At 34.2% G+C, this 22,792-nt stretch carries 18 protein-coding genes; 7 read left to right on the forward strand and 11 right to left on the reverse strand.

All coding sequences use genetic code 11. From position 1 onward, the window contains the following. Positions 1 to 41 precede the first annotated feature (41 nt). Complete coding sequence (locus tag NU08_RS00285; RefSeq protein WP_129745046.1) at positions 42 to 1,979, forward strand: LTA synthase family protein; 1,938 nt, start codon at positions 42 to 44, stop codon at positions 1,977 to 1,979. A gap of 110 nt (positions 1,980 to 2,089) precedes the next feature. On the opposite strand, the gene meaB is transcribed toward NU08_RS00285, so the two are convergent. The 3 genes from meaB to NU08_RS00300 form a co-directional block, all read right to left on the reverse strand. Beyond that, positions 2,090 to 3,184 carry a methylmalonyl Co-A mutase-associated GTPase MeaB gene (meaB, locus tag NU08_RS00290; RefSeq protein ID WP_129745048.1) on the reverse strand — a complete coding sequence of 365 codons (1,095 nt, stop codon included), beginning with the start codon at positions 3,182 to 3,184 and terminating at the stop codon, positions 2,090 to 2,092. Positions 3,185 to 3,505: 321 nt separating this feature from the next. Beyond that, on the reverse strand, positions 3,506 to 4,147 hold the full coding sequence (locus NU08_RS00295; RefSeq protein ID WP_111378401.1) for an NAD(P)-dependent oxidoreductase: 642 nt from the start codon (positions 4,145 to 4,147) through the stop codon (positions 3,506 to 3,508). Between the two features lie 58 nt (positions 4,148 to 4,205). Further along, complete coding sequence (locus tag NU08_RS00300) at positions 4,206 to 4,613, reverse strand: RrF2 family transcriptional regulator (protein WP_129745050.1); 408 nt, start codon at positions 4,611 to 4,613, stop codon at positions 4,206 to 4,208. A gap of 117 nt (positions 4,614 to 4,730) precedes the next feature. Here NU08_RS00300 and NU08_RS00305 point away from each other — a divergent pair, with 117 nt between their 5' ends. Further along, positions 4,731 to 5,642: an AEC family transporter gene (locus NU08_RS00305; RefSeq protein ID WP_129745052.1), complete on the forward strand. Its 912-nt coding sequence runs from the start codon at positions 4,731 to 4,733 to the stop codon at positions 5,640 to 5,642. 111 nt (positions 5,643 to 5,753) lie between these two features. Then, on the forward strand, positions 5,754 to 6,392 hold the full coding sequence (locus NU08_RS00310; protein WP_129745054.1) for a peroxiredoxin: 639 nt from the start codon (positions 5,754 to 5,756) through the stop codon (positions 6,390 to 6,392). Between the two features lie 183 nt (positions 6,393 to 6,575). On the opposite strand, the gene NU08_RS00315 is transcribed toward NU08_RS00310, so the two are convergent. The 4 genes from NU08_RS00315 to NU08_RS00330 all read right to left on the reverse strand — a co-directional run bounded on the left by NU08_RS00315 (position 6,576) and on the right by NU08_RS00330 (position 11,789). Beyond that, entirely contained in the window at positions 6,576 to 8,813 is a 2,238-nt protein-coding gene (locus NU08_RS00315; protein ID WP_129745056.1) for a cation:proton antiporter, read from the reverse strand. A 169-nt stretch (positions 8,814 to 8,982) separates the two neighbouring features. Next, the gene (purB, locus tag NU08_RS00320) at positions 8,983 to 10,329 is read right to left on the reverse strand and encodes an adenylosuccinate lyase (protein ID WP_066033777.1); all 1,347 of its coding nucleotides are present in this window, start codon (positions 10,327 to 10,329) and stop codon (positions 8,983 to 8,985) included. A 69-nt stretch (positions 10,330 to 10,398) separates the two neighbouring features. After that, positions 10,399 to 11,091, reverse strand: coding sequence for a sterol desaturase family protein (locus NU08_RS00325; protein ID WP_129745058.1), 693 nt, complete (start codon positions 11,089 to 11,091; stop codon positions 10,399 to 10,401). Further along, on the reverse strand, positions 11,088 to 11,789 hold the full coding sequence (locus NU08_RS00330) for an SIR2 family NAD-dependent protein deacylase (protein WP_129745060.1): 702 nt from the start codon (positions 11,787 to 11,789) through the stop codon (positions 11,088 to 11,090). Before NU08_RS00330 ends, NU08_RS00325 begins: the two co-directional genes overlap by 4 nt. 166 nt (positions 11,790 to 11,955) lie before the next feature. On the opposite strand from NU08_RS00330, the gene cysC reads away from it, so the two are divergent. From cysC to NU08_RS00350, 4 genes are all read left to right on the forward strand, one after another. Beyond that, positions 11,956 to 12,483, forward strand: a complete 528-nt coding sequence (gene cysC / locus NU08_RS00335) for an adenylyl-sulfate kinase (RefSeq protein WP_129745062.1) — start codon at positions 11,956 to 11,958, stop codon at positions 12,481 to 12,483. A gap of 5 nt (positions 12,484 to 12,488) precedes the next feature. Further along, complete coding sequence (locus tag NU08_RS00340) at positions 12,489 to 13,178, forward strand: aspartyl/asparaginyl beta-hydroxylase domain-containing protein (RefSeq protein ID WP_129745064.1); 690 nt, start codon at positions 12,489 to 12,491, stop codon at positions 13,176 to 13,178. Between the two features lies 1 nt (position 13,179). Then, a complete protein-coding gene (locus NU08_RS00345) occupies positions 13,180 to 14,148 on the forward strand; it encodes a sulfotransferase family protein (RefSeq protein WP_129745066.1) in 969 nt (322 codons plus the stop codon). Positions 14,149 to 14,209: 61 nt separating this feature from the next. Continuing rightward, entirely contained in the window at positions 14,210 to 14,872 is a 663-nt protein-coding gene (locus tag NU08_RS00350) for a TrmH family RNA methyltransferase (RefSeq protein ID WP_129745068.1), read from the forward strand. Between the two features lie 88 nt (positions 14,873 to 14,960). Here the strand turns inward: NU08_RS00350 and NU08_RS00355 are convergent, their stop codons facing one another. The 4 genes from NU08_RS00355 to secA form a co-directional block, all read right to left on the reverse strand. Continuing rightward, a complete protein-coding gene (locus tag NU08_RS00355) occupies positions 14,961 to 16,556 on the reverse strand; it encodes a PepSY-associated TM helix domain-containing protein (protein WP_129745070.1) in 1,596 nt (531 codons plus the stop codon). An 82-nt stretch (positions 16,557 to 16,638) separates the two neighbouring features. Beyond that, positions 16,639 to 18,795 (reverse strand): TonB-dependent receptor, encoded by a 2,157-nt coding sequence (locus tag NU08_RS00360; RefSeq protein ID WP_129745072.1) that lies wholly within the window; start codon positions 18,793 to 18,795, stop codon positions 16,639 to 16,641. 85 nt (positions 18,796 to 18,880) lie between these two features. After that, the gene (locus NU08_RS00365) at positions 18,881 to 19,258 is read right to left on the reverse strand and encodes a hypothetical protein (RefSeq protein ID WP_242502465.1); all 378 of its coding nucleotides are present in this window, start codon (positions 19,256 to 19,258) and stop codon (positions 18,881 to 18,883) included. Positions 19,259 to 19,431: 173 nt separating this feature from the next. After that, the gene (gene secA, locus NU08_RS00370; RefSeq protein WP_129745074.1) at positions 19,432 to 22,776 is read right to left on the reverse strand and encodes a preprotein translocase subunit SecA; all 3,345 of its coding nucleotides are present in this window, start codon (positions 22,774 to 22,776) and stop codon (positions 19,432 to 19,434) included. Between the last annotated feature and the right edge of the window lie 16 nt (positions 22,777 to 22,792).

The raw sequence follows: 22,792 nt of genomic DNA on the forward strand, positions 1-22,792 counted from the left end.
TTTTTTGAAAATCACTTTTACGTTCTTAATATTTTTTATTGATGAAGAAATTATCTTTTTTAAGGCCTATATTAAATTTTATAGCAATCGGATTATTGATAACCACTCTAAGCCGAATCTTTTTGTTTTTTCTTTTTAAAGAAAGAGTAGAGCAGACACCAGATTTCTGGTATATTTTTCCAATCGGTCTTCGAATGGATTTGATATTGCTTTGCTATTTGTCGTTTCTACCCGCATTGCTAATTACTTTTCTGCCGAATAAATGCATAAAATTCACCAACAAATTTCTGGTAATTTATAGTTTTCTATTTCTGTTTTTAATTCTTTTTGTGGAATTAGCTTCGCCAGATTTTGTAAAACAATATGACACGCGTCCAAATAAGATTTTCTTAGATTATCTTATTTATCCGAAAGAAGTGGTTGGAATGCTTTTAAAAAGCTATCTGACTTCTATCGTCGTGACATTCCTAATTTTGGGAGTTGTGATGTATTTTGCTTTCAAAAAGGGGAAAAAATATTTTCATACAACCAGCGCAGATTACAAATTCAAATTAATGGTATTTCCATTAGTGGCTTTTTTATTGTTTTTTGGAGCGCGTTCGAGTCTGACTTCAAAACGTCCTATTAATGCGAGTAATGCTGTTTTCTCGACAGATCAGCTTACAAATACTCTTGGGTTAAATTCATTTTATACGGTTGCATTTGCGGCGTATTCAATCAAAAATGAAGGAAATACCAAAATGTATGGTAAAATGGACGAAGCCGAAGCGATTGCTCGTGTGAAAAAATATATGATCGCTGGGCCAAATGATTTTACCGATAAAGATATTCCGTTTTTACACGTACAGCAGCCAGATTCTGTTGTGCAAAAGCCATACAATCTAGTTATCTTTTTACAAGAAAGTTTAGGTGCAGAATATGTTGGGATTTTAGGAGGAAAACCATTAACTCCAGAATTTGATAAATTATCGAAAGAAGGAACATTATTCACCAATTTATATTGCACAGGAACCAGAAGCGTTCGCGGAATTGAAGCGGTTGTAACTGGATTTTTGCCTTCGCCATCAGAAAGTGTTGTAAAGCTTGGAAACTCACAACAAGGATTTTTTACATTGGCAGATGCGTTAAAACAAAAAGGTTATGACACGAGTTTCATTTATGGAGGAATGGCCAATTTTGATAACATGGCTTCATTTTTTAACGGAAATGGTTTTACAGACATCGTAGACCAAACCGATTTTGATTCTGATGGAAATAAGTATGCTTTCAAAGGAACTTGGGGCTATTCTGATGAAGATTTGGTAACTAAAGCCAATCAATATTTTAAGTCAAAAGGAAACAAACCGTTTTTCTCTTTGATGTTCTCAACTTCTAATCATGAGCCTTTCGAATATCCTGCAGGAAGAATTAAGCCATACGATAAAAAACCTGCAACGGTAAATAACGCCATGAAATATGCGGATTTCTCTATAGGGAAATTCTTTGAATTGGCTAAAAAAGAAGATTACTTTAAAAACACGATTTTCATTGTAATTGCTGATCACAATACTAGAACATATGGTAAAAATTTAGTGCCAATTAATAAATTCCATATTCCAGCATTTATCATGGGACCAGGAGTTCCAAAAGGAGCAGTTTATGACAGACTGGCAAGTCAGATTGATATTCCGCCGACATTATTAGGATATTTGGGTATGCCGTTTGAAACACCAATGGTAGGACGAAATCTAACTAAACTAGATCCGAAAGTACAAGGAAGATCAATTATGCAGTTTAATGATATCAATGCATTTAGAGTAGAAAGCCAAGTGGTGATCATGCAGCCAAATTTGAAACCACTTCAATTTGAAATTAAAAACGATACCACTTTAATTCCTGTAAAACTAAACGAAGATTTAGCAAAAGATGCTTTAGCGCACGTTATTACAGCAGGAAATTTGTATAAAGAAAGTAAGTATAAGCTTAGACCTAAGAAATAAAGATGCTAAGGGACTAAGTTTCTAAGTTTTGTCACATGGAGTGAAGTCGAAAAGACAAGATTGTGGTTAAGTAATGCACTAAAAACTTAGCAACTTAGAATCTTAGCATCTTAGAAGCTTTTTTCAAAATACAATTTTAATAACTCAGCAGCAGCTGCAAACGATGAAATTTCATTGTTTTGCACTGCTTTTTTGTTTTTTTCTAAAAGCGAAATTATTTCAGGCTGATTATAGAAATTCTGTTTCAGTTGTTCGTTGATGGTTTCCATCATCCAGAAGTGATTTTGCTCATTTCTTTTTTCTTGGAAAAACCCAGTTTCTTTCGTCATTTCAAAATAATCAGAAATAGTGTTCCAAACTTCAGGAATTCCATCTTTTGTCAACGAACTGCAAGTAGTTACTTTCGGTTGCCAATTTGATTTTTTTGAAGGAAATAAATGCAAAGCGCGATTAAATTCTACTTTCGCCTGATTTGCTTTTTTTACATTATCGCCGTCAGCTTTGTTAATGACAATGGCATCTGCCATTTCCATAATGCCGCGTTTAATGCCTTGAAGTTCGTCGCCAGCACCAGAAATCTTTAAAAGTAAAAAGAAATCGACCATGCTATGAACGGCAGTTTCACTTTGGCCTACACCAACGGTTTCAATAATAATAGTGTCAAAACCTGCGGCTTCACAAAGAATGATAGTTTCTCGGGTTTTGCGAGCTACACCGCCTAAAGTTTCTCCAGAAGCACTTGGACGAATAAAAGCATTTTCATCTTTCACCAATTCTTCCATTCGGGTTTTGTCGCCGAGAATACTTCCGTGCGAAAGCGAACTGCTAGGATCAACCGCTAAAACGGCGACTTTTTTTCCTAATTCTGTCAAGTGTTTTCCAAAAGCCTCGATAAAAGTGCTTTTCCCAACACCTGGAACGCCTGTAATTCCAATGCGAATTGATTTATTGGCATGAGATAAACAGCCTTGAATAACTTGGCCAGCTTTATCAAAATGGTCCGGATTGGTGCTTTCAATTAAAGTAATCGCGCGACTGAGAGAAGTTCGGTTTCCTTCTAATATACCATCAATTAATTCTTGAGAAGTGGGTTGTTGCCTGCGTTTGCTTTTAATTTGATTGATAGCCGAAATATTGGTGATTTCAGGAGGTGAAATTCCAGCTTTTTCAGATATGCTGCCAGTTTGTTTATTAGAATTTGACAAAACGCACTTTTTAGAAATGTAAAAGTACAGAAAACAAAAACAGTTTCAAAAAGTTAGTTTGCCACGAAGTACACTAATTAGCACGAATTTGTTCTAGCTTTTTTGTCTTCCTGAGCGAAGTCGAAGGACACGCAAGTAGCTCGATAAAGATTGGTTACATGCAAAGAGACCCGACAGGTTTTAAAACCTGTCGGGTCTAAATGGTATTGCGGAATTACTTTGTGTGTCCTTCGACTTCGCTCAGGAAGACATCGCATTTGCGAAAAGTTCTGAAAAAAAACTTAGAATCTTAGTGCCTTAGCAACTTAGCATCTTTAAAAATTAATATCCAGCTGTAAAGCGTACTTGATGATGTTTTGGAGTTTCTACTTCATCAGCAATAACAACAGCCAAATCTTCTACAGATAAAATGCTTCTTTGTTCGTCATTGAAAACAGGATTTTCTAAACCTAAACGGTATTTTCCTGTTCTTCCTGTTTTGGTTCCAGCGTGCATTTCGAAAGCAGGACTAAAGAAAGCCCAGTCTAAATCTTTTTCTTCTTTAATAATATTTAAGTAATGTCTTGCAGCATTAGCCCCAGGGAAGATTTCTTTTGGAAAATCTGGAGTGTCAACTGCTTGCAAGTCTGGAGCAACATATAAACTTCCAGCTCCACCAATCGTAATAAAACGTTTAACGCCTGATTTTTTAACTGCTTCTTGAATCGCTTTTGAACCCGCTAAAAAGTCATCATAAATATTTGGGTTTGTCCAACCTGGATTATAAGCATTGACAACAGCATCGTGACCTTTTAAGATTTCTGCCAAAGCATCAACATTAAAAATATCTGCAGCAACCCAAGTAGCATTTGCTGTATCTTTTGGGGTTCTTGCAATAGCAGTAATTTCATGTTTTCTGTCTGCTAATTCGTTTAAAATTGCTGAGCCAACAAATCCTGTAGCTCCAATAAGTGCGATTTTCATAATATATAAATTTATTTAGTAATAAAAAATGTTACAGTTTTGGATAAAAAAATAGCTTTTAAAATTGATTCGAAAAATCTTCCAATGAAATTCCTTCCAGCTGTTTGCTGACGTTTTGATTCATTTCGCTATACAACATTTCCAAATGCTGATTGATGTTTTTTCCAACAGGACAATCAGGATTCGGCTGATTTTTTGCAAAACCTAAACCAATAGTTTCAAAGGTCATTTCGAATATCTGTTTTAAAGTCAGATCAGCAGCGTTAACTGCCAATTTTGTACCGCCATTTTTTCCTTCTTTACTTTCTACAATATGATGGGCTTTTAAATTGGCAATTTCTTTTCGAACCAAAACAGGATTTAGATTAATACTTCCCGCAATATATTCCGATGATAAATAATCATTTGGGAATTTATGCAACAAAGTAAGAATGTGAATCGTTATGGCAAATTTACCTGAAATCATACTGTAATAAAATATGTTACAAATTTACATCTTTTTGTAACACAAAATACTAATTTAACTAAAAATTAATTCTTTACCTCAAATTTTAAATACTTATTTTTGCGATGATCTTGCTATATGAACAACTTTATACTAATATTTCTCTTTCTTTCGCTGGGTTTAGTTTTACAGCATGTAAAACAATTTCCCACTCATATTTATAAGACGCTCAATAAAATTGTTATTTATTTCTGTCTTCCTGCGATTACCTTATATCATATTCCTAAAATAAAATGGAGCAGCGAATTGCTATTTCCGATAGGAGCGGGGTGGATTACTTATATTTTGGCCTTTATATTTTTTCATTTTTTAGGAAGAAGAAATGGCTGGTCTAATAAATTGATTGGATGTCTGATTTTAACTGCAGGATTAAGCAACAGTTCTTTTCTTGGATATCCAATTATTGAAGCTTTATTTGGAAAAAAAGGTTTAGAAACGGCTGTTTTGGTAGATCAGCCAGGAACTTTTGTAGTGGTTTCTACACTTGGAGTCTTTACTGCTGCTTTCTATTCTAAAGGCAGTCCGAACGCATTAGGGATTTTCAAAAAGATTATTACGTTTCCACCATTTCTGATGTTTGTTTTGGCGTGCCTGATGAATATTTTTGATTATAGTTTAAATGAAAACTTTCAATCTGTATTATTGAAAATCGGAAGTTTGGTAACACCTTTAGCTTTGCTTTCTGTTGGTTTGCAATTGACTTTTGATCGAAAAAGCCAGCATTGGAAATTTTTACGTCTAGGACTTTTCTTTAAACTGCTTTTGATACCTTTTATAATTTTTGTGCTCTATGTTTTCATTTTTAACCAGCATTCTGAAGTTATAAAAATTACGATAATGGAAACCGCCATGGCACCAATGATAACGGGCGCAATTTTGGCTTCAACATACGGATTAAAGCCAAAACTAAGCAGTATGATGATTGGTTTCGGAATTCCAATTTCTTTCATAACGCTCGCTTTCTGGTATCTTGTTTTGGGTTTTATTTAGATTAAAATATTAATTAGATAGATAAAGTAGAATTTTAACTTTTTTTTACCTTTTGAATGTTTTCTAAATGTATTTTTTAGTTAATTTTAGAGGAACTAAAAAAGATAAATTATGTCAACATTAAGATTAGGCGATATAGCACCAGATTTTCAAGCAGAAACCACGCAAGGACCAATCAGTTTTCATGAATGGTTAGGAGATTCTTGGGGTGTTTTATTTTCGCATCCAGCAGATTTTACTCCTGTTTGTACAACTGAATTGGGAACTGTGGCGAATTATGTTCCTGAGTTTGCCAAAAGAAATACAAAAGTTATTGCTTTAAGCGTAGACGGTTTAGACTCACACAAAGAGTGGATTAAAGATATTAACGAAACTCAAAATACAGAAGTAAATTTCCCAATCATTGCAGATGAGGATAAAAAAGTGGCAAATCTATATGATATGCTTCATCCAAATGCAAGTGATAAATTTACAGTTCGTTCTGTTTTTGTTATCGGACCAGATAAAAAAATCAAATTAACGCTGACTTATCCAGCTTCAACAGGAAGAAATTTTGACGAATTACTTCGTGTAATTGACAGTTTACAATTGACAGCAAATTACAGTGTTGCAACTCCAGCAAACTGGAAAGATGGAGAAGATGTGGTAATCGCGCCTGCAATTCCAGACAGCGACATTCCTGCAAAATTCCCAAAAGGACACACGCCAATAAAGCCTTATTTGAGGTTGACTCCGCAGCCAAATAAATAATTTTAAGGTTCTGAGATACTAAGATGCTAAGGTTCTAAGTTTTTTAGAATTTTAGCATTTTTTGTTTTTAAGAAAAACAAAGAAAATATAAAAGCGTTGAGATTTTCAATTTATGAAAATTTCAACGCTTTTATAGAAAACTTAGAATCTTAGCGCCTTAGAACCTTAGCATCTTTAAAAAACTTACTTGGCCGCCAACAAAGCATTCATTCTTTTTTTGTCTCCTACAACCCAAAGAATATCATTTTTCTCTAAGATCAAACTAGATTCTGGATTTAGGATACGGTTTCCGTTTCGTTCAATTCCTACGACCATTCCGTCTGTTTTGGCTCTGAATTGCCCGATGCTTTTTTGAATGAATTCGTCTTGAGAAACTTCAAGCTGACGCAAAACAATATCGGTTTCTTCTACTTTTGTAGGAGGTTCTGTTTCGTTTTGAGTTAAGAATTTTGTGAATTCTGCGATTTGTGCATCAGTTCCGATTACACAAATTTCATCGCCTGGAAACAAGCGTTCGGTTTTGGTAGGAATCGGAATGGTGACTTCTCCTCGTTTTATGTAAGCAATATTAATTCCCAATTGCTCGCGGATCTTTAATTCCTGTAAAGTCTGCCCCACTAAATTGGATTCTTTTTTAATTTCGAAGAAAGACATGTGTCCGTCCCACGGCATTAAATTGGCATATCTTCTGTCGATCTTTTTGTTTTCGCGATCGTTGAGGTTTTTCAAAAAGTGATTTTCAATTTTATGGTATTGCTCATTTAGTTTTTTAGGGAAAATTTGATACGCTCCAATTGCAATAATCAGCGCAACGAAAGCGACTAAAGGAGAGAAGAAAATATTCAATAGGAATCCGACAAAGAATAAACCAAGACTCATTCTTATCAGGATTAGCATTAAAAGTGCACCGCGGTATTTGCGTTCTTCCCATAGCGCTTCGACTTCATCAACTTTTACGCGACGAAGCGAAAGTGCCCATAAAAATGGTGCAATTACAACTAGAGTCAGTAAAGCTGCTAAAGTATTTCCGAATCTTGTGTCGGCAACCAATGGCGCTACGAATTTTGATGACAATAATATAATGGCCGTAATAATAATAGTATGAAGAATAATTTGCGTAATCGAAGAGCGAAGTACAATCTGCCAAGTACTGACAGACTTAATGGCTTGCGCATTCACACTATAACGGTTAATGTTTTTAACCCATCTTTTAGGCATTTTTGCTTCTAAAAATAAAGCAAATCCTTCTGAATATTTAATTAAAAATGGAGTTGTAAATGTGGTAATGGCAGATACAGCCACAATAATTGGATATAAGAAATCGCTTGTAACTTTTAATGACATTCCGAGAGTAGCAATAATAAACGAGAACTCTCCAATTTGTGCCAAACTCATTCCCGTTTGAACCGATTGTTTTAAGGGCTGACCAGAAATCAAGGCTCCGATAGAAGAACTAAAGGCTTTTCCAAATATGGTCAATAAAGTAATTATGGCAACAGGAAGTGCATAATTTACCAATGTTACAGGATTAATTAACATTCCGACTGATACAAAGAAAACAGCGCCAAAAAAGTCTTTTACAGGCTGAATTAAATGTTCAATTTTTTCTGCCATCGTAGTTTCAGCAATAATAGATCCCATGATAAAAGCACCTAAAGCTGGAGAAAAACCAACATTTGAAGCAAAAATTACCATCATTAGACATAATGCTAATGAGATGATGAGTAGCATTTCATCTGTCATCAGATGTTTAGCTTTTTTGAAAATAGTTGGAATAATAAAGATTCCCCCTAAAAACCAGATAATTAAAAAGAAAATAAGTTTTAAAACAGATTGTAATAATGCTGTTCCCGAAACCTGATCGCTCACAGCAATAGTTGATAGCAAAACCAGCATCAGAATGGCCACAATATCTTCGACAATTAAAGCCCCGAAAACAATTCCAACGAACTTTTTTCCTTTTACGCCCAATTCGTCAAAAGCTCTGATGATAATGGTTGTAGACGAAATAGAAAGTGTTGCTCCCAAGAAAATACTGTCCATTTTTCCCCAGCCCATCCATTGCCCGACTGCATAACCAATTACGGTCATAAACAAAATCTGGGTTATGGCGGTGACAGATGAAGTCCCTCCAACCTTCATTAGTTTCTTAAAGCTGAATTCGAGTCCTAAACTAAAAAGTAAAAATATAACCCCAATTTCTGCCCAAACTTCGACACTTTTCATGTCGGTTATAGATGGGAAAAAATCAAAATGGTTTCCGGCCAAAAATCCTGCGATTAGGTAGCCCAAAACCAAAGGCTGTTTCATTTTTCTAAATAATAGAACGGCGATTCCGGCGGTCATCAGGATTAATCCTAAATCACTAATTAAAGGTTGTAAGTGGTGTGAAGTTTCCGCAGCGGCATTTAATGCAATCATATAAAAACGTGGTATTTTTTTAGCGGCTGATCCAGCTTTTTATTTCAAATGAAATTCATTGGCTCCTATTAAAATAAAAGGAGTCTAACCTGGATTTGCCTCTGGATTTAATAAAAAAAAGCTATCTCGATAAAGATAGCTTTTTTTGGTAAAATATTTGGTATTTTTCTTAAATTCCTGTGTAATTACTAGGCGTTATAGCCAATAATTCTGCTCTAACGGCATCTGAAACTTCTAGAGTCGCAATAAAGTTATGAATCGCATTTTTGTCAATCGCTTCATTAGTTCTTGTTAATCCTTTTAAAGCTTCGTAAGGATTTGGATATGCTTCGCGACGTAAAATAGTTTGAATAGCTTCAGCAACTACTGCCCAGTTTTTCTCTAAATCTTCAGCAAATTTACTTTCGTTTAAAAGCAATTTATTTAATCCTTTCAAAGTAGCTTCAAAAGCAATAACTGTATGTCCAAAAGGAACACCAACATTACGTAAAACAGTACTGTCAGTTAGGTCACGCTGTAATCTTGAGATTGGTAATTTTGCAGAAAGGTGTTCAAAAATAGCATTTGCAATTCCTAAGTTTCCTTCTGAGTTTTCAAAATCAATTGGATTTACTTTGTGCGGCATTGCAGAAGAACCAATTTCTCCAGCTTTGATTTTTTGCTTGAAATAATCCATTGAAACGTACGTCCAAATATCGCGATCTAAATCAATGATAATCGTGTTGATTCTTTTTAAAGCATCGAAGAAAGCAGCAAAATGATCGTAGTGCTCAATTTGAGTAGTTGGGAAAGAATGTTTTAAACCAAGATCAGTTTCAACAAATTTATTTCCGAATTGTTTCCAGTCAATTTGCGGGTATGCTACGTGGTGTGCATTAAAGTTTCCTGTTGCTCCTCCAAATTTAGCTGCAAATGGAATGTTGAATAACAAACGCATTTGCTCTTCTAAACGCTCTACGAAAACCAAAATCTCTTTTCCTAAACGTGTAGGAGAAGCAGGCTGTCCGTGTGTGCGTGCCAGCATTGGAATGTCTTTCCACTCAACGCTTAATTCTTTTAATTTTGCAATTACGGCAATTAAAGTTGGCATATAAACTTGCTCAAACGCTTCTTTTGTAGAAAGCGGAATGGCAGTATTATTAATGTCTTGAGATGTTAATCCGAAGTGAATGAACTCTTTGTATTGAGATAAACCTAATTTTTCAAAAGCATCTTTAATAAAATATTCAACCGCTTTTACGTCGTGGTTGGTTACTTTTTCTGTTTCTTTAATCCAAAGAGCATCTTCAGTTGAGAAGTTTTTGTAAATGTTTCTCAAGCTTTCAAATAAACTAGAATCAATACCTTGCAACTGAGGCAACGGAATTTGGCATAAAGCAATGAAGTATTCCACTTCAACCAAAACACGGTATTTTATTAAAGCTTCTTCAGAGAAGAAAGGTGCTAAATTTTGAGTTTTATTTCTATATCTTCCATCAATTGGCGATATAGCATTCAATTCGTTTAGAGTAGTCATTGTGATGTTGTTTTTTCGAAAGGTGCAAATATAAGGTATTGTTAAAACTTCTGAAAGCTATATTTGAGCTTAAATCATGGTTTTGAAAATTTTATCCCAAATGGTAAAGTAAAAACCGTAATTGTGAGATTCATTTTTATGATGATCATTATGAAATTTCGTGGTAGAAATCCATTTTGTAAAGGAATTGCGGTACCAAAAAGATGGAAATATGTCTTTTTTTAAATGTCCAAATATTCCATAAGAAAGATTTAGAACCAGATAAATAATGATACTTAAATAATTAAACTTCAAAATCGTAATTAAAAACAGCCATATAAAACCAAAACCTAAAGTTTCTATTGGGTGAAGAACATATAAACTGTAAACGTTGGTTTCGATATGTGTATGATGAAGTTTATGAATTGGGTAAAGCCATTTTAAATGATGAACCAGGAAATGAAAAATGAACATGAAAAGATCCATCAGAAGAATTAACAGAAGCGTATCAAAAATGATAAGTTTAATAGATGCTGAAAAATCGATTTTCATGATTCCGTAGCGATACAATTCAAAACCGATTAAAGTGATGAATGTGTTGCAAAGCAGCGTAGAAAGCATCCATTTTCGATCTTTATTCTTTAAAAAAGTGTTTTCAGTTTCCAGTATTTTTCCAATCAAAATAGATAAGCCGACCAACACTGAGTTTTCTATTAAAAAGAAAACAAAGAGCCAGAATAGATTAAATTGAGTTAGTTGCTGTAACCAGCTTTCAAAAATCATGTTGTTTTTTCTAAATCCAGTAATTTTTCTCTTAAATCGGCAACTCCTTCAGAAGCAAATTTGGCAATGGTTTCAACTTTATTTCTAAGATTCGGGATCGAAATTGGTTTTGGATCAATATAAAAAACTGGTGTAGTGCTTGGTGTGTAAGCAATTAATCCGGCAGCGGGATAAACTTGCAGTGATGTGCCAATAACAGCAAAATAATCTGCAGTTTCTGTAATGTCAATAGCTTCTTCGAGTGCAGGAACTTCTTCGCCAAACCAAACAATATGCGGGCGCAATTGATGTCCGTTCAAGTCTAAATCTCCAGTAAGTAAATCTTCTGTCCAATCTAAAATCAGGTTTTTATTTTGAGTGCTTCGCACTTTTAGCAGTTCGCCATGCAAATGCAAAACGTTTGTGCTTCCCGCACGTTCATGAAGATCATCAACATTTTGAGTGATAATTTGCACGTCGAAATCTTTTTCTAATTCTGCCAAAATAGTGTGTCCAAGATTCGGATTTACTTCTTTTAACTGTTGGCGTCTTTTATTGTAGAAATCTAGAACCAGCTCTTGATTTTTATGCCAGCCTTCTGGCGTGGCAACCTCCATCACATCATGTCCTTCCCATAAACCATCACTGTCGCGAAAAGTTTTTATACCGCTTTCAGCACTGATTCCTGCTCCTGTTAAAACAACAAGTTTCTTTTTCATTCTTAGTTTTATTAAAAGATAAAAATAGTGATTTCTTTATTTAAATGCTTAGTAAATAATAAGGAGTAGCTATACTTTTTTAGATAAAAGAATGGGGGTTTATACGCTGTGTCTCTCTTTCTGAATTATTTAATTTTAATGTCAAGTTTGGTAAAAGCAATTCAAGATGATTTTAATTCAATTTACAGGGCTTTCTGGTTCAGGAAAAACGACTTTGGCGGAAAATGTCAGACATCTGCTGCTTCAAAACAATTACGAAGCTGAAATAGTAGATGGCGATGTTTACCGACAGACTATTTGTAAAGATCTGGGATTTTCTAAAGAAGACCGATGCGAAAATATAAGACGACTTTTTAATGTTGGCCGAAGCATGATTGAAGAAAATAAAATTGTTCTGATGTCGGTTATAAATCCCTATGAAAATGTTAGAAGTGAATTAAGAACTTTTGAATTTGTAAAAACAGTATTTCTAGATTGTTCTATTAGCAATTTGATTGAAAGAGACCCGAAAGGATTGTACAAAAGAGCTTTGTTGCCAGACCATGATCAAAATAAAATTAGAAGTTTTACAGGAATAAGTGATGTCTTTGAAACTCCAGAAAAAGCAGATTTGGTATTAAAAACAGATTCAGAATCCGTTTCGGTTTCTGCCAATAAGCTATACAATTTTATAATTAGCAATTTAAATTCTTAAGGTTTATGAATCCTTCATCCTGTCAGCTTCCCATTTCTTTTTCGATAGAAAAACTTCAAAACGATTTATTGACTTGTGAGACTAATTTGTGGACACCGCATTTTAATACTTATCGTTATGAGGGAAAATGGACAAGCGTTTCTTTACGATCGCAATCGGGTTTAGAAAACGATATTCTTTCTTTTCCTGATAAAGAATATAAAAATACGCCTTTGTTGGATAGCTGCCCGTATTTTAAAGAAATAATGGACTGGTTTGAATGCGAAAAAGAAGCGGTGAGATTATTGAGGCTTGGCCCAAATAGCGAGATAAAAGAACATGTTGATAATGATACGTCGTATGAAGATGGTTTTTTTAGAATTCACGTTCCTATTATAACCAATTCTGAAGTTTATTTTTATGTTGATGAAAAATTAGTTCCAATGAAAATGGGAGAGTGCTGGTATGCCAATTTTCAATTGCCGCACAGTGTTCAGAATAAAAGTTCGGAGCCTAGAATTCATTTGACTTTGGATTGCATGAGAAATGCTTGGTCTGATGAATTGTTTTCTAAAATGGGTTTTGATGTGAATTTCGTGCCTAAGAAACAATATTCAGACGATGTAAAACAGCAGATTATTGCAGAACTTTCTAAAAATCCTTCTGAAACTAATGCTAAGATTATTGCCGAACTTCAATCACAAATGAATTTATAAAATGGAAAATGTAAAAGATTGTATTGCAAATTGGATTCCGATTAAATTGATTGAAAAAGAGAATAAAGTTTATTTTGAGTGGCTTTATTTATCAGATATTCCTTTTGCAGATCCTTTTTTTGAAGAAACAATTGCAAAATGCAGAAGTCACAGCTATAATTCAAAACCGTTTAAATTAATAAGTACAGCAGAAAATCTGATTGATTGGTCTAAAGAACTCGATCATGTAGAATTGAAAGGATTGGTTTTTCATGTATCAAGATGCGGTTCTACTATGCTGAGTCAGTCTTTGGCCACTTCGTCTGAAAATATTATGGTCTCTGAAGCTCCTATTATTGATCAGATTTTAAGAAGCGATGCTTTTGACGCAGATACCAAATCGGTTTTGCTTAAATCGGTTATCAGATTGCTTGGGCAGAAACGATTTTCTGAACAAAAAAATCTGATTATAAAACTAGATGCATGGAGTATTTTTAAGGCTTCTTATTTAAGATCGGTTTTTCCTGAAATTCCTTTTGCTTTATTGTATCGAAATCCAGGAGAAGTTTTAAGATCGCACCAAAAAATGGCGGGTATGCATATGGTGCCAAATATAATTCCGTTGAGTGTTTTTGGAATTATTCCTGAAAAAATTCAAGAGGTGAGTTTTCAGCAATATCAAGCTTTAGTTTTAGAAAAGTATTTTCAAGGTTTTCTAGATTTTTATGAAATTGACAATAAGGTAATTATGCTCAATTATAATGATGGAATGAAAAATGTCATAGAACGATTTATATCTTTTATTGATGTCAGTTTTTCTAAAAACGAAATAAATCTAATGCTGGAACGTCTTAAAAAACACTCTAAAAATGAAAATGCGGTTTTTGCGGGAGATTCTTATAAAGATGATGTTTTGTCTGTTAATTTGGATGAAGTTAATCTGCTTCACGAAAAGCTTAATGCTAATTTCATTGAATATTTAGCTCGTTGAAAATTTAGGCGAAGACGTCTTTCTCTTTAATTTATGTATTTTTGCGCCAAACATAAATAAAATGATTGATTTAGATTATCTCGCATTCTTAGAAAACATATTAACTGAAAATAGAAAAGCTAATTTTTTAAAAGTACTAGAAAATAGAACAAAACATTTTACAGTTGCAGTAGAAGATGTTTATCAGATGCATAATACAAGCGCGGTAATGCGAAGCTGCGAAGTTTTTGGAATTCAGGAATTGAATGTAATCGAGCAGCGTTTTGGAAAAAGAATCGACAAAGAAATTGCCTTAGGTGCTCAAAAATGGGTTGACATTAATCGATTTGATTCGGTTTCAGGATGTCTTTCTGATTTAAGAAGCAAAGGATATCAAATTATTGCTACAACTCCACACGAAAAAGATTGCATGTTGGAAGATTTCGATATTACAAAACCAAGCGCTTTATTCTTCGGAACAGAAAAAGAAGGTTTGTCAAAAGAAATTATGGATAATGCCGATGGTTTCTTAAAAATACCAATGGTAGGTTTTACAGAAAGTTTGAATATTTCAGTTTCAGCAGCAATTATCATTCAGAGCTTGACAAACAGACTTAGAAGATCTGATATCGATTGGAAATTAAGCGACGAAGAAATTTTAGCAAAACGTTTGGATTGGGCTAAAAACTCAATTCGAGATATTAAAAGAATTGAAGAGCGTTATTACCAAGATAATCCAAGATAAATTTTTTAAGATTCTAAGATACTAAGATTCTGAGATGCTAAGTTTTTTTCTTAGAGCCTCAGAATCTTAGTCTTTCAGAACCTTTTATTTACTTTTTCAGAAAAAGAATAAAACCTAAAATACTAACAATTAGAATCGACAAAGCAGCTAAAACTGTTGCGAGATCGCGAATATTTTTTCCAGCCCAATCCATAAATAGAAATTTATGAAGAATGGCAAAAGAATAGCCTTCAACTCGATCTGAATTATTGACAACTGCAGCCAATCTTGATGTTGAAGTTTCTATAAAATAAGTTGCTTTTTCTGGCGTGTCGTAAGCCAATTTTACTACAGGAAGCCTTTTGTTGACAAAACCGTATTCTCTGCTATCAAAATCGGTTAACACTTTTGACTCAAGCAATTTTATGTTTTCGAATGAAGGTTGAGAATCATCTTCTGAAGTTTCGATCATTTCGCAACAAGACGCTTTTGGAGCTCCATCCGTAAAATAATACGCTAAAAATTCGGCATATTCTAAATCCAGATTTGGGGCAACTTTATTTGTTGTTGCGTTAATGTAAATCACTTCAGATTTTGGATCTTCTTTTTTATTCCATTTCGAATCTGATTTTGGTATTTTGAATCTTTTTGTTTCTTTTTCAAGTAATTGACATCTGTAATAAGTAGTGTCATTCAGCGTAATTAAACTCATATTTTGAAAGCGAGACCAATCTAAATTTAAATTATTATTTGCTCCAGGAATTTCTTTGGTTTCAAAAGTCGGTTCGTAAACCATTTGCGATAATGTATAAGGCGTCCATTTTGTAGTAGCATGATAAGCACCACTAAAAGCAAAAGTCAATGTAAAAAGTGAAATCCAAATTCCAATTTGACGATGGTACTTTCTCAATCCTTTTTTTGGCGTTAAACTATCTGTTTTTTTGAATTTTTTCCAAAGCAAGCCGTAAATGAGAATCCCGCTCAAAGCAGAAAACCCAATAATAGACAAAAGAAAAATCATGGTAATAATTCGGATGCTATTGTTGCTTATGGCATCTATAAAAGACCAATTGTGAAAAGTGTCGAAAAACCAGATAAAAGCTTGTCGAGAAATCGGATTATAAGTCGCCAATTTGCTCGATGAGGTTTCTACATATACCTGCATTGCATCTGGACGGTCAAAGCTTAATTTATAAACTGGCAAATAACGGTTGACATATTTGTATTGCGATGTAAATTCCGTTACAACTTCGCTGTTTTTTATTTTGCTTTTTTGGTCATCTAAGAAATACCGAGAAAGCCATTCTGCATATTTTTGATCTCCGTTTTCTAGTTTTTTAGCAGTCGAAACATCGTAATACCAAAGTTCACCAAGAATAGTTTTGACCTGATAATAAGTCGTGTTATTGAAAGTGACAATTCTGAAATTTTTGAATTGCGATATTTCATTCTTCAGCAAAACTTCCTGAATAGAATAATGCAATTGGCTTTTGTCAATGATGGGTTGTTCAATTTTATCATGAGCAATTTCGGGTTTGAAAAAGTGCGCCATAAAAGGATGCATTAAACCAGAAAATGTCCAGAAAATTACAGGAACAATTGTAATCAATCCAATAACACGATGCCATTTGTACATGTTTTGTTTGATTTTTTTGATGAATTTGGAATCTTTCTTAGAAGATTTTTTATGTGTTTCTTTACTCATGGTCAATTTTTTTTGCCACAGATTTAAAAGATTAGAAAAGATTATTTAATCTGTGTTAATCATTTTAATCTGTGGCGAAATTTTATTTTTTTAATGAAAAATTATATTGAATTCCGAATACAAAAGTTCTAGGTGCCGCAGCAGTATAAGTTGGCTGTGCATTGGCAACATTGGTTCTTGTAACATTGTAAGCGTATAATTTGTCAGTAAGATTTAGCACGTTTCCGTAAACCTCAATTTTTTTCCATTGGTAACCAATTCGGGCATTGAAAATATTGTAGCCATCATATTTTACCGTATTGATTTGATCTTGGTAGTAACTGCCTACAAGTTGCCATTCTATTGAAGTTCTTAAATTTGGAAGCCAGTTTGGATAATAACTTACTTCTGAATTTCCTGACCATTTTGGAGCAGATGGCATTTCTTTTCCGTTCAGATCCTGAATTGGATCTGATGGTTTGTCTGAAAGTTTGAAATCAATATAAGTATGCTGTGCATAAGTTCCGCCCAGACGGATATTGAATTGTTTGGATGGCTTGTATGAAGCACCAAACTCGATTCCTTTATGACGTGTTTCTCCAGCCGAACGATAATCAGTCGAATTATCTGGAAGTTTGATGTTTAGCAATTCATTTTTGCCTTCCATATAATAAAAAGCGTAATCGAAATTTAATTTGTTTTCTAAGAAAGAAAACCATCCGCCAACTTCATAATTGTCAAAATCTGCCGGTTTTAAGTTATAATAAAATTCGGCAGGAATACCTGATGTACCGCCAGTTCCTGGTTTAGCTCTAAAAATTGAAGTAATTCCCGGAGGCGCAAAACCTTGTGAATAATTGCCATAAAATCCAGCAAATTCTACAGGATTATAATTAGCTCCAGCCTTGAAAGTAAATTTGTCATATATTTTGCTTCCTGTAGAAAGATCAATTGCATTATCATAATTCACTTTCATATTATCATAACGACCTCCAAAAGTGACAATTAATTTTTTAATCGGATTAAAGCTGAGTTGTGCGTAACCAGCAGTGTTAAAAATATCAGCTGTATAATCTGAAAGTTTAGAATCTGGATGTTCCGCAATGATTTCATACGAATCTACCGTTTGTTTTCCTGGCTGTCCTGGATTTAAATTGGCTTTTAAATCAATTACATACGACCAATAAGTCACAGGAGAATAATCGTATAAAGCTCCAGCCACAATTTTCGTGTTTAAAAAATCAAATTTTTGAGTATGTTGTCCAATTGCACCATAACTTTTAAAGTTGTTCGAATTTACTTCGCCTTTAGCCGTCGTCGGATTTACTGTAGGGCTCCATTTGATTCCGTATGATGGATTTTGCCCTAATTTATTGTCACGAAAATAAGCTGTAATGTAACTGCTAGAATTGCTATTCCAGTCATGTTCTAATGTTAAACGAGTTCGTAAAGCATCCGATTTTCTATAAGTAAAATCAGAAGTGCTTTTATAAGTTCTATTGTTAAAAGCTTCTTCGTTTACAGTGCCACTCATGTCCGAATAATATTTTCCGTACATCGTATTGCTGATCAGTCGGGTAGAAGGCGAGATGTTGTAGTCAATTCTCGCATTCAAATTGTCTTTATTGTAATCAGAATACGTCATCCAGCCATTTTCCTGTAAACTTGAAATTCCAGCAATATGAAAACCGACTTTTCCGATTGTGGCACCTCCAGCCGCCTGAAATCTTCTGTAACCATAATTATCGGCCTGAATTCCAAATTTAAGCTCAGGATCAACAGGTGGTTTTAAAGAAATTAAATTTATAGTGCCACCAACAGCTTCGGGCCCGTATAAAGAAGAAACCGGACCTTTTACAACTTCAATACTTTGCAGATTATATTGGTTTATTTCTAATAAAGCATTATGATTGAAAATTCCCATTGGTCGAATCGGCAATCCGTCTTCAAGGTATAAATAATAGGCATTTGTAGTCATAGGTTGGCGAATAGACATCATATGCTGTTCGTTTCCTAAATTCACCATTAATACACCTGGCGTTTTATTGATAATTTCGTAAACCGCAGTTGCTTTTGTTTCGTTAATCGTTTTGGCGGTTAATTTGCTTATAGCAACTGGTGTTTCTTTTCTTAAAGTTGCTGTACGATTAGCCGTTACAAAAACATTTTCAAGTTCTTGCTTTGTTGTGTCTTGCTCGGTTTTGTTTTGTGCAAAGACACATTGCCCTATGATTAATAGGGTAAAGTATATTTTTTTCATTTGGAATTATATAAATTAAAGCTGTAAGCTATAGGCTTTAGGCCGTAAGCGAACTGCAAGTCTTAGAATTTTGACTTTTTAAAATTTATATAAAATAGGATGGAGGATGAAAAATTGAATTTGCGATTGCAATAGGCTTTTTATCAAATGAAGCGAAAATTTTTGCTTTTGATTCGATAAGTCCTGTTAATTTAAAATTGTTTAAGATTGAAGTCTGAATGTAAACTACCTCTGCTTTTTCTTTCAGATTGTTTTGCATTCTTTTTTCGTTATCTGCGTATTTTTTTAAGCTTTTTTGAAGTTCACAACGACCATTACAGCTGTTGAAAACCATTTTGCGTTGTACACAGATTGTTTTCGAAATTTCTTCCTGATTTAATTTGAATGAGGTATAAACAAAGAAACTGCCAAAAGAAGGAACTAATAGCATGCAAGAAAGAAATATGACGAAAAGTCGTTTCAAAATATGTTTCGTTGTTTTTGAGAGCAAAAGTACATTTTAAATTTATTTACAAGAACGATTTTTGTCATTTAATTAAAAAAAAAAGGACAACTGGAGGCATTAGAAAAGAAAAACCCGACAGATTTCAAAAATCTGTCGGGTCTACTTATGTTTGCTATTTGAAATAGAAATTATTAGTTAATTAAAATCCAAGTTCCTTCAGCAATTAAAGCTTCAGCTTTTTTATACTTCATTGTTTCTGTTTTACCAGTAGCAACTTCTTGAACTACAACAGTATCGTTTCTATTGATTTTTGGCATATCTCTAACGATAGTTTCAGTAACCTGACGTTGTTGGGTTTCTCCAGCCTCACGGTTCATGCTTTCGCTATTTGGGATTTCGTCTTTACTTAACTGTAAGTTTTCTTTTGGACGAGCTACTTCTCTTGCTTCGTGAATTTCAGGAACGTTTTGAGCTGGTAAATCACCTTTGAATAAGAATGAAATTACTTCTTTGTTAACGTTGTCTAACATTCCTCTAAACAAATTAAAAGCTTCTAATTTGTAAATAAGCAATGGATCTTTTTGCTCGTGAACAGCCAATTGAACAGATTGTTTCAATTCGTCCATTTTGCGTAAATGCTTTTTCCAAGCTTCATCAACAATAGAAAGCGTGATGTTTTTCTCAAAATCAGCGATTAATTGAGCACCTTCGCTATCATAAGCTTTTTTCAAGTCAGTTACCACATTCAAAGTTTTGATTCCGTCTGTAAAAGGAACTACAATTCTTTCGAAATGATTGTTTGGCTCTTCGTAAACTCCTTTGATAATTGGGAAAGCTTCTCTTGCGCTTCTTTCAGTTTTTTCTGTGTAGAATGCTAAAGCTTCTTTGTATACTTTTCCAGTAACTTCGATATCATTTAATTTTGTGAAATCTGCCTCAGAAATTGGAGAAGTGATTCCGAAATAACGAATTAAATCAAATTCAAATCCTTTGAAGTCATTCGCCACTTTATTGTTGCTTACGATTAATTCGCAAGTATCATAAAGCATATTGGCAATATCTAGTTTCAAACGCTCTCCAAACAATGCGTGACGACGACGTTTGTAAACTACTTCACGTTGAGAGTTCATTACGTCATCATATTCTAATAAACGTTTACGAACACCAAAGTTGTTTTCTTCTACTTTTTTCTGAGCACGCTCGATAGATTTAGTCATCATAGAATGTTGAATAACTTCACCTTCTTTCAATCCCATTCTGTCCATCACTTTCGCCACTCTTTCAGAACCGAATAAACGCATTAAGTTATCTTCAAGAGAAACGTAGAATTGAGAACTTCCTGGATCTCCCTGACGACCAGAACGACCACGCAACTGTCTGTCTACACGACGAGAATCATGACGCTCTGTACCAACGATTGCTAGACCTCCCGCAGCTTTTACTTCTGGAGATAATTTAATATCGGTACCACGACCAGCCATGTTTGTAGCAATTGTTACAACTCCAGCTTTACCAGCTTCTTCAACGATTTGTGCCTCTTGCTTGTGCATTTTAGCATTCAATACGTTATGAGTGATTCCTCTCATTTTAAGCATACGGCTTAATAATTCTGAAATCTCTACAGAAGTTGTTCCAATCAATACTGGTCTTCCAGCTTTTGATAATTCAGTAACATCTTCGATTACAGCGTTAAATTTTTCACGTGTAGTTTTGTAGATGTAGTCTTCTTTATCTTGTCTTGCAATTGGACGGTTTGTCGGAATTTCAACAACATCCAATTTATAGATTTGCCATAACTCGCCAGCTTCTGTAACAGCAGTACCAGTCATACCTGCTAATTTGCTGTACATTCTGAAATAGTTCTGTAATGTAACTGTTGCAAAAGTTTGAGTTGCAGCTTCGATTTTTACGTTTTCTTTTGCTTCGATCGCTTGGTGAAGACCGTCAGAATAACGACGTCCGTCCATGATACGACCTGTTTGTTCATCGACAATCATAATTTTGTTGTCCATGATAACGTACTCTACGTCTTTTTCGAATAAAGCATAAGCTTTTAAAAGCTGAGTAAGAGTGTGGATACGTTCGCTTTTTACACCAAAATCTTGGAATAATCTTTCTTTAGCTTCCGCTTCAGCGTCTTTGTCTAGTTTTTGTTTTTCAATCGCAGCGATTTCTGTTCCAATATCTGGTAAAACGAAGAAATCTGCATCAGTATCTCCAGAAAGGTATTTGATACCATTGTCTGTTAATTCTACTTGATTGTTTTTCTCTTCAATCACAAAGTATAAAGCCTCATCAACTTTATGCATTTCGCGATTGTTATCTTGCATGTATTGATTTTCAGTTTTTTGAAGCAATTGTTTAATTCCTTCTTCACTTAAAAATTTAATTAATGCTTTATTTTTAGGTAAAGATCTGTAAGCTCTCAATAATAAGAAACCTCCATCTTTAGTATTTCCTTCTTTGATTAATTTTTTAGCTTCAGCTAAGAAACCATTTGCTAACTGACGTTGTTGTGAAACTAAGTTTTCAATTTTTGGTTTCAATTCATTAAATTCGTGACGGTCTCCTTGAGGAACTGGTCCAGAAATAATAAGCGGCGTTCTCGCGTCGTCAATTAATACAGAGTCAACCTCGTCGACAATGGCAAAATTGTGTTTTCTCTGAACTAAATCGCTTGGCGAATGTGCCATGTTATCTCTTAGGTAGTCAAAACCAAACTCATTGTTAGTTCCGTAAGTGATGTCAGCGTCGTAAGCTTTTTTTCTAGCTTCTGTACTTGGCTGGTGATTGTCAATACAGTCAACAGATAAACCGTGGAACTCGAATAAAGGAGCTTTCCACGTGCTATCACGTTTCGCTAAGTAGTCGTTGACTGTTACTAAGTGAACTCCGTTTCCTGTCAAAGCGTTTAAGTAAAGTGGAAGAGTAGCTACCAAAGTTTTTCCTTCTCCCGTTTGCATTTCGGCAACTTTACCTTCGTGCAGTACCATACCACCAATTAATTGAACATCGTAGTGAATCATGTCCCAAGTGATATCTTTTCCTGCAGCATTCCATTTGTTAGCCCAAATAGCTTTATCGCCATCAATAGTGATGTATGATTTTGTTGCTGAAAACTCGCGGTCTTTTGGAGTTGCTGTAACTTCAATGTGTGAGTTTTCTTTAAAACGACGAGCCGTTTCTTTTACAACAGAAAACGCTTCTGGAAGAATTTCCAATAAAGTTTTTTCAGAGATTTCATAAGCCTCTTTTTCAAGAGCATCTATTGCATCATAAATATCTTCTCTTTTATCGATGTCTTCGATGTTTTCTACTTCAGCTTTTAGTGAAGCAATTTTAGCATCTTTATCAGCTCTAGCTTCTTTGATTCTATCTTTAAAATAAACGGTTCTTCCTCTTAATTCGTCGTTTGTAAGACTCATTAAAGGAGCTTCGAATGTTTTAATTTTATTTAAGTAAGGTTGTAAAGCTTTGACATCTTTCTGCGACTTATCGCCGACAAAGACTTTAATAATACTGTTTATGAAACTCATGATTTATTGTATTTCT

Origin of the sequence: Flavobacterium anhuiense, assembly GCF_004151235.1 — a bacterium.
Taxonomy (GTDB): domain Bacteria; phylum Bacteroidota; class Bacteroidia; order Flavobacteriales; family Flavobacteriaceae; genus Flavobacterium; species Flavobacterium anhuiense_A.

Coding starts and splice junctions, on each gene's coding strand:
- NU08_RS00350 (WP_129745068.1), top strand. CDS start 14,210: ATGATTGATTTAGATTATCTCGCATTCTTAGAAAACATATTAACTGAA.
- NU08_RS00340 (WP_129745064.1), top strand. CDS start 12,489: ATGAATCCTTCATCCTGTCAGCTTCCCATTTCTTTTTCGATAGAAAAA.
- NU08_RS00285 (WP_129745046.1), top strand. CDS start 42: ATGAAGAAATTATCTTTTTTAAGGCCTATATTAAATTTTATAGCAATC.
- purB (WP_066033777.1), bottom strand. CDS start 10,329: ATGACTACTCTAAACGAATTGAATGCTATATCGCCAATTGATGGAAGA.
- NU08_RS00310 (WP_129745054.1), top strand. CDS start 5,754: ATGTCAACATTAAGATTAGGCGATATAGCACCAGATTTTCAAGCAGAA.
- NU08_RS00295 (WP_111378401.1), bottom strand. CDS start 4,147: ATGAAAATCGCACTTATTGGAGCTACAGGATTTGTTGGCTCAGCAATT.
- NU08_RS00360 (WP_129745072.1), bottom strand. CDS start 18,795: ATGAAAAAAATATACTTTACCCTATTAATCATAGGGCAATGTGTCTTT.
- secA (WP_129745074.1), bottom strand. CDS start 22,776: ATGAGTTTCATAAACAGTATTATTAAAGTCTTTGTCGGCGATAAGTCG.
- NU08_RS00355 (WP_129745070.1), bottom strand. CDS start 16,556: ATGAGTAAAGAAACACATAAAAAATCTTCTAAGAAAGATTCCAAATTC.
- NU08_RS00325 (WP_129745058.1), bottom strand. CDS start 11,091: ATGATTTTTGAAAGCTGGTTACAGCAACTAACTCAATTTAATCTATTC.
- NU08_RS00330 (WP_129745060.1), bottom strand. CDS start 11,789: ATGAAAAAGAAACTTGTTGTTTTAACAGGAGCAGGAATCAGTGCTGAA.
- NU08_RS00345 (WP_129745066.1), top strand. CDS start 13,180: ATGGAAAATGTAAAAGATTGTATTGCAAATTGGATTCCGATTAAATTG.
- cysC (WP_129745062.1), top strand. CDS start 11,956: ATGATTTTAATTCAATTTACAGGGCTTTCTGGTTCAGGAAAAACGACT.
- NU08_RS00315 (WP_129745056.1), bottom strand. CDS start 8,813: ATGATTGCATTAAATGCCGCTGCGGAAACTTCACACCACTTACAACCT.
- NU08_RS00300 (WP_129745050.1), bottom strand. CDS start 4,613: ATGATTTCAGGTAAATTTGCCATAACGATTCACATTCTTACTTTGTTG.
- NU08_RS00305 (WP_129745052.1), top strand. CDS start 4,731: ATGAACAACTTTATACTAATATTTCTCTTTCTTTCGCTGGGTTTAGTT.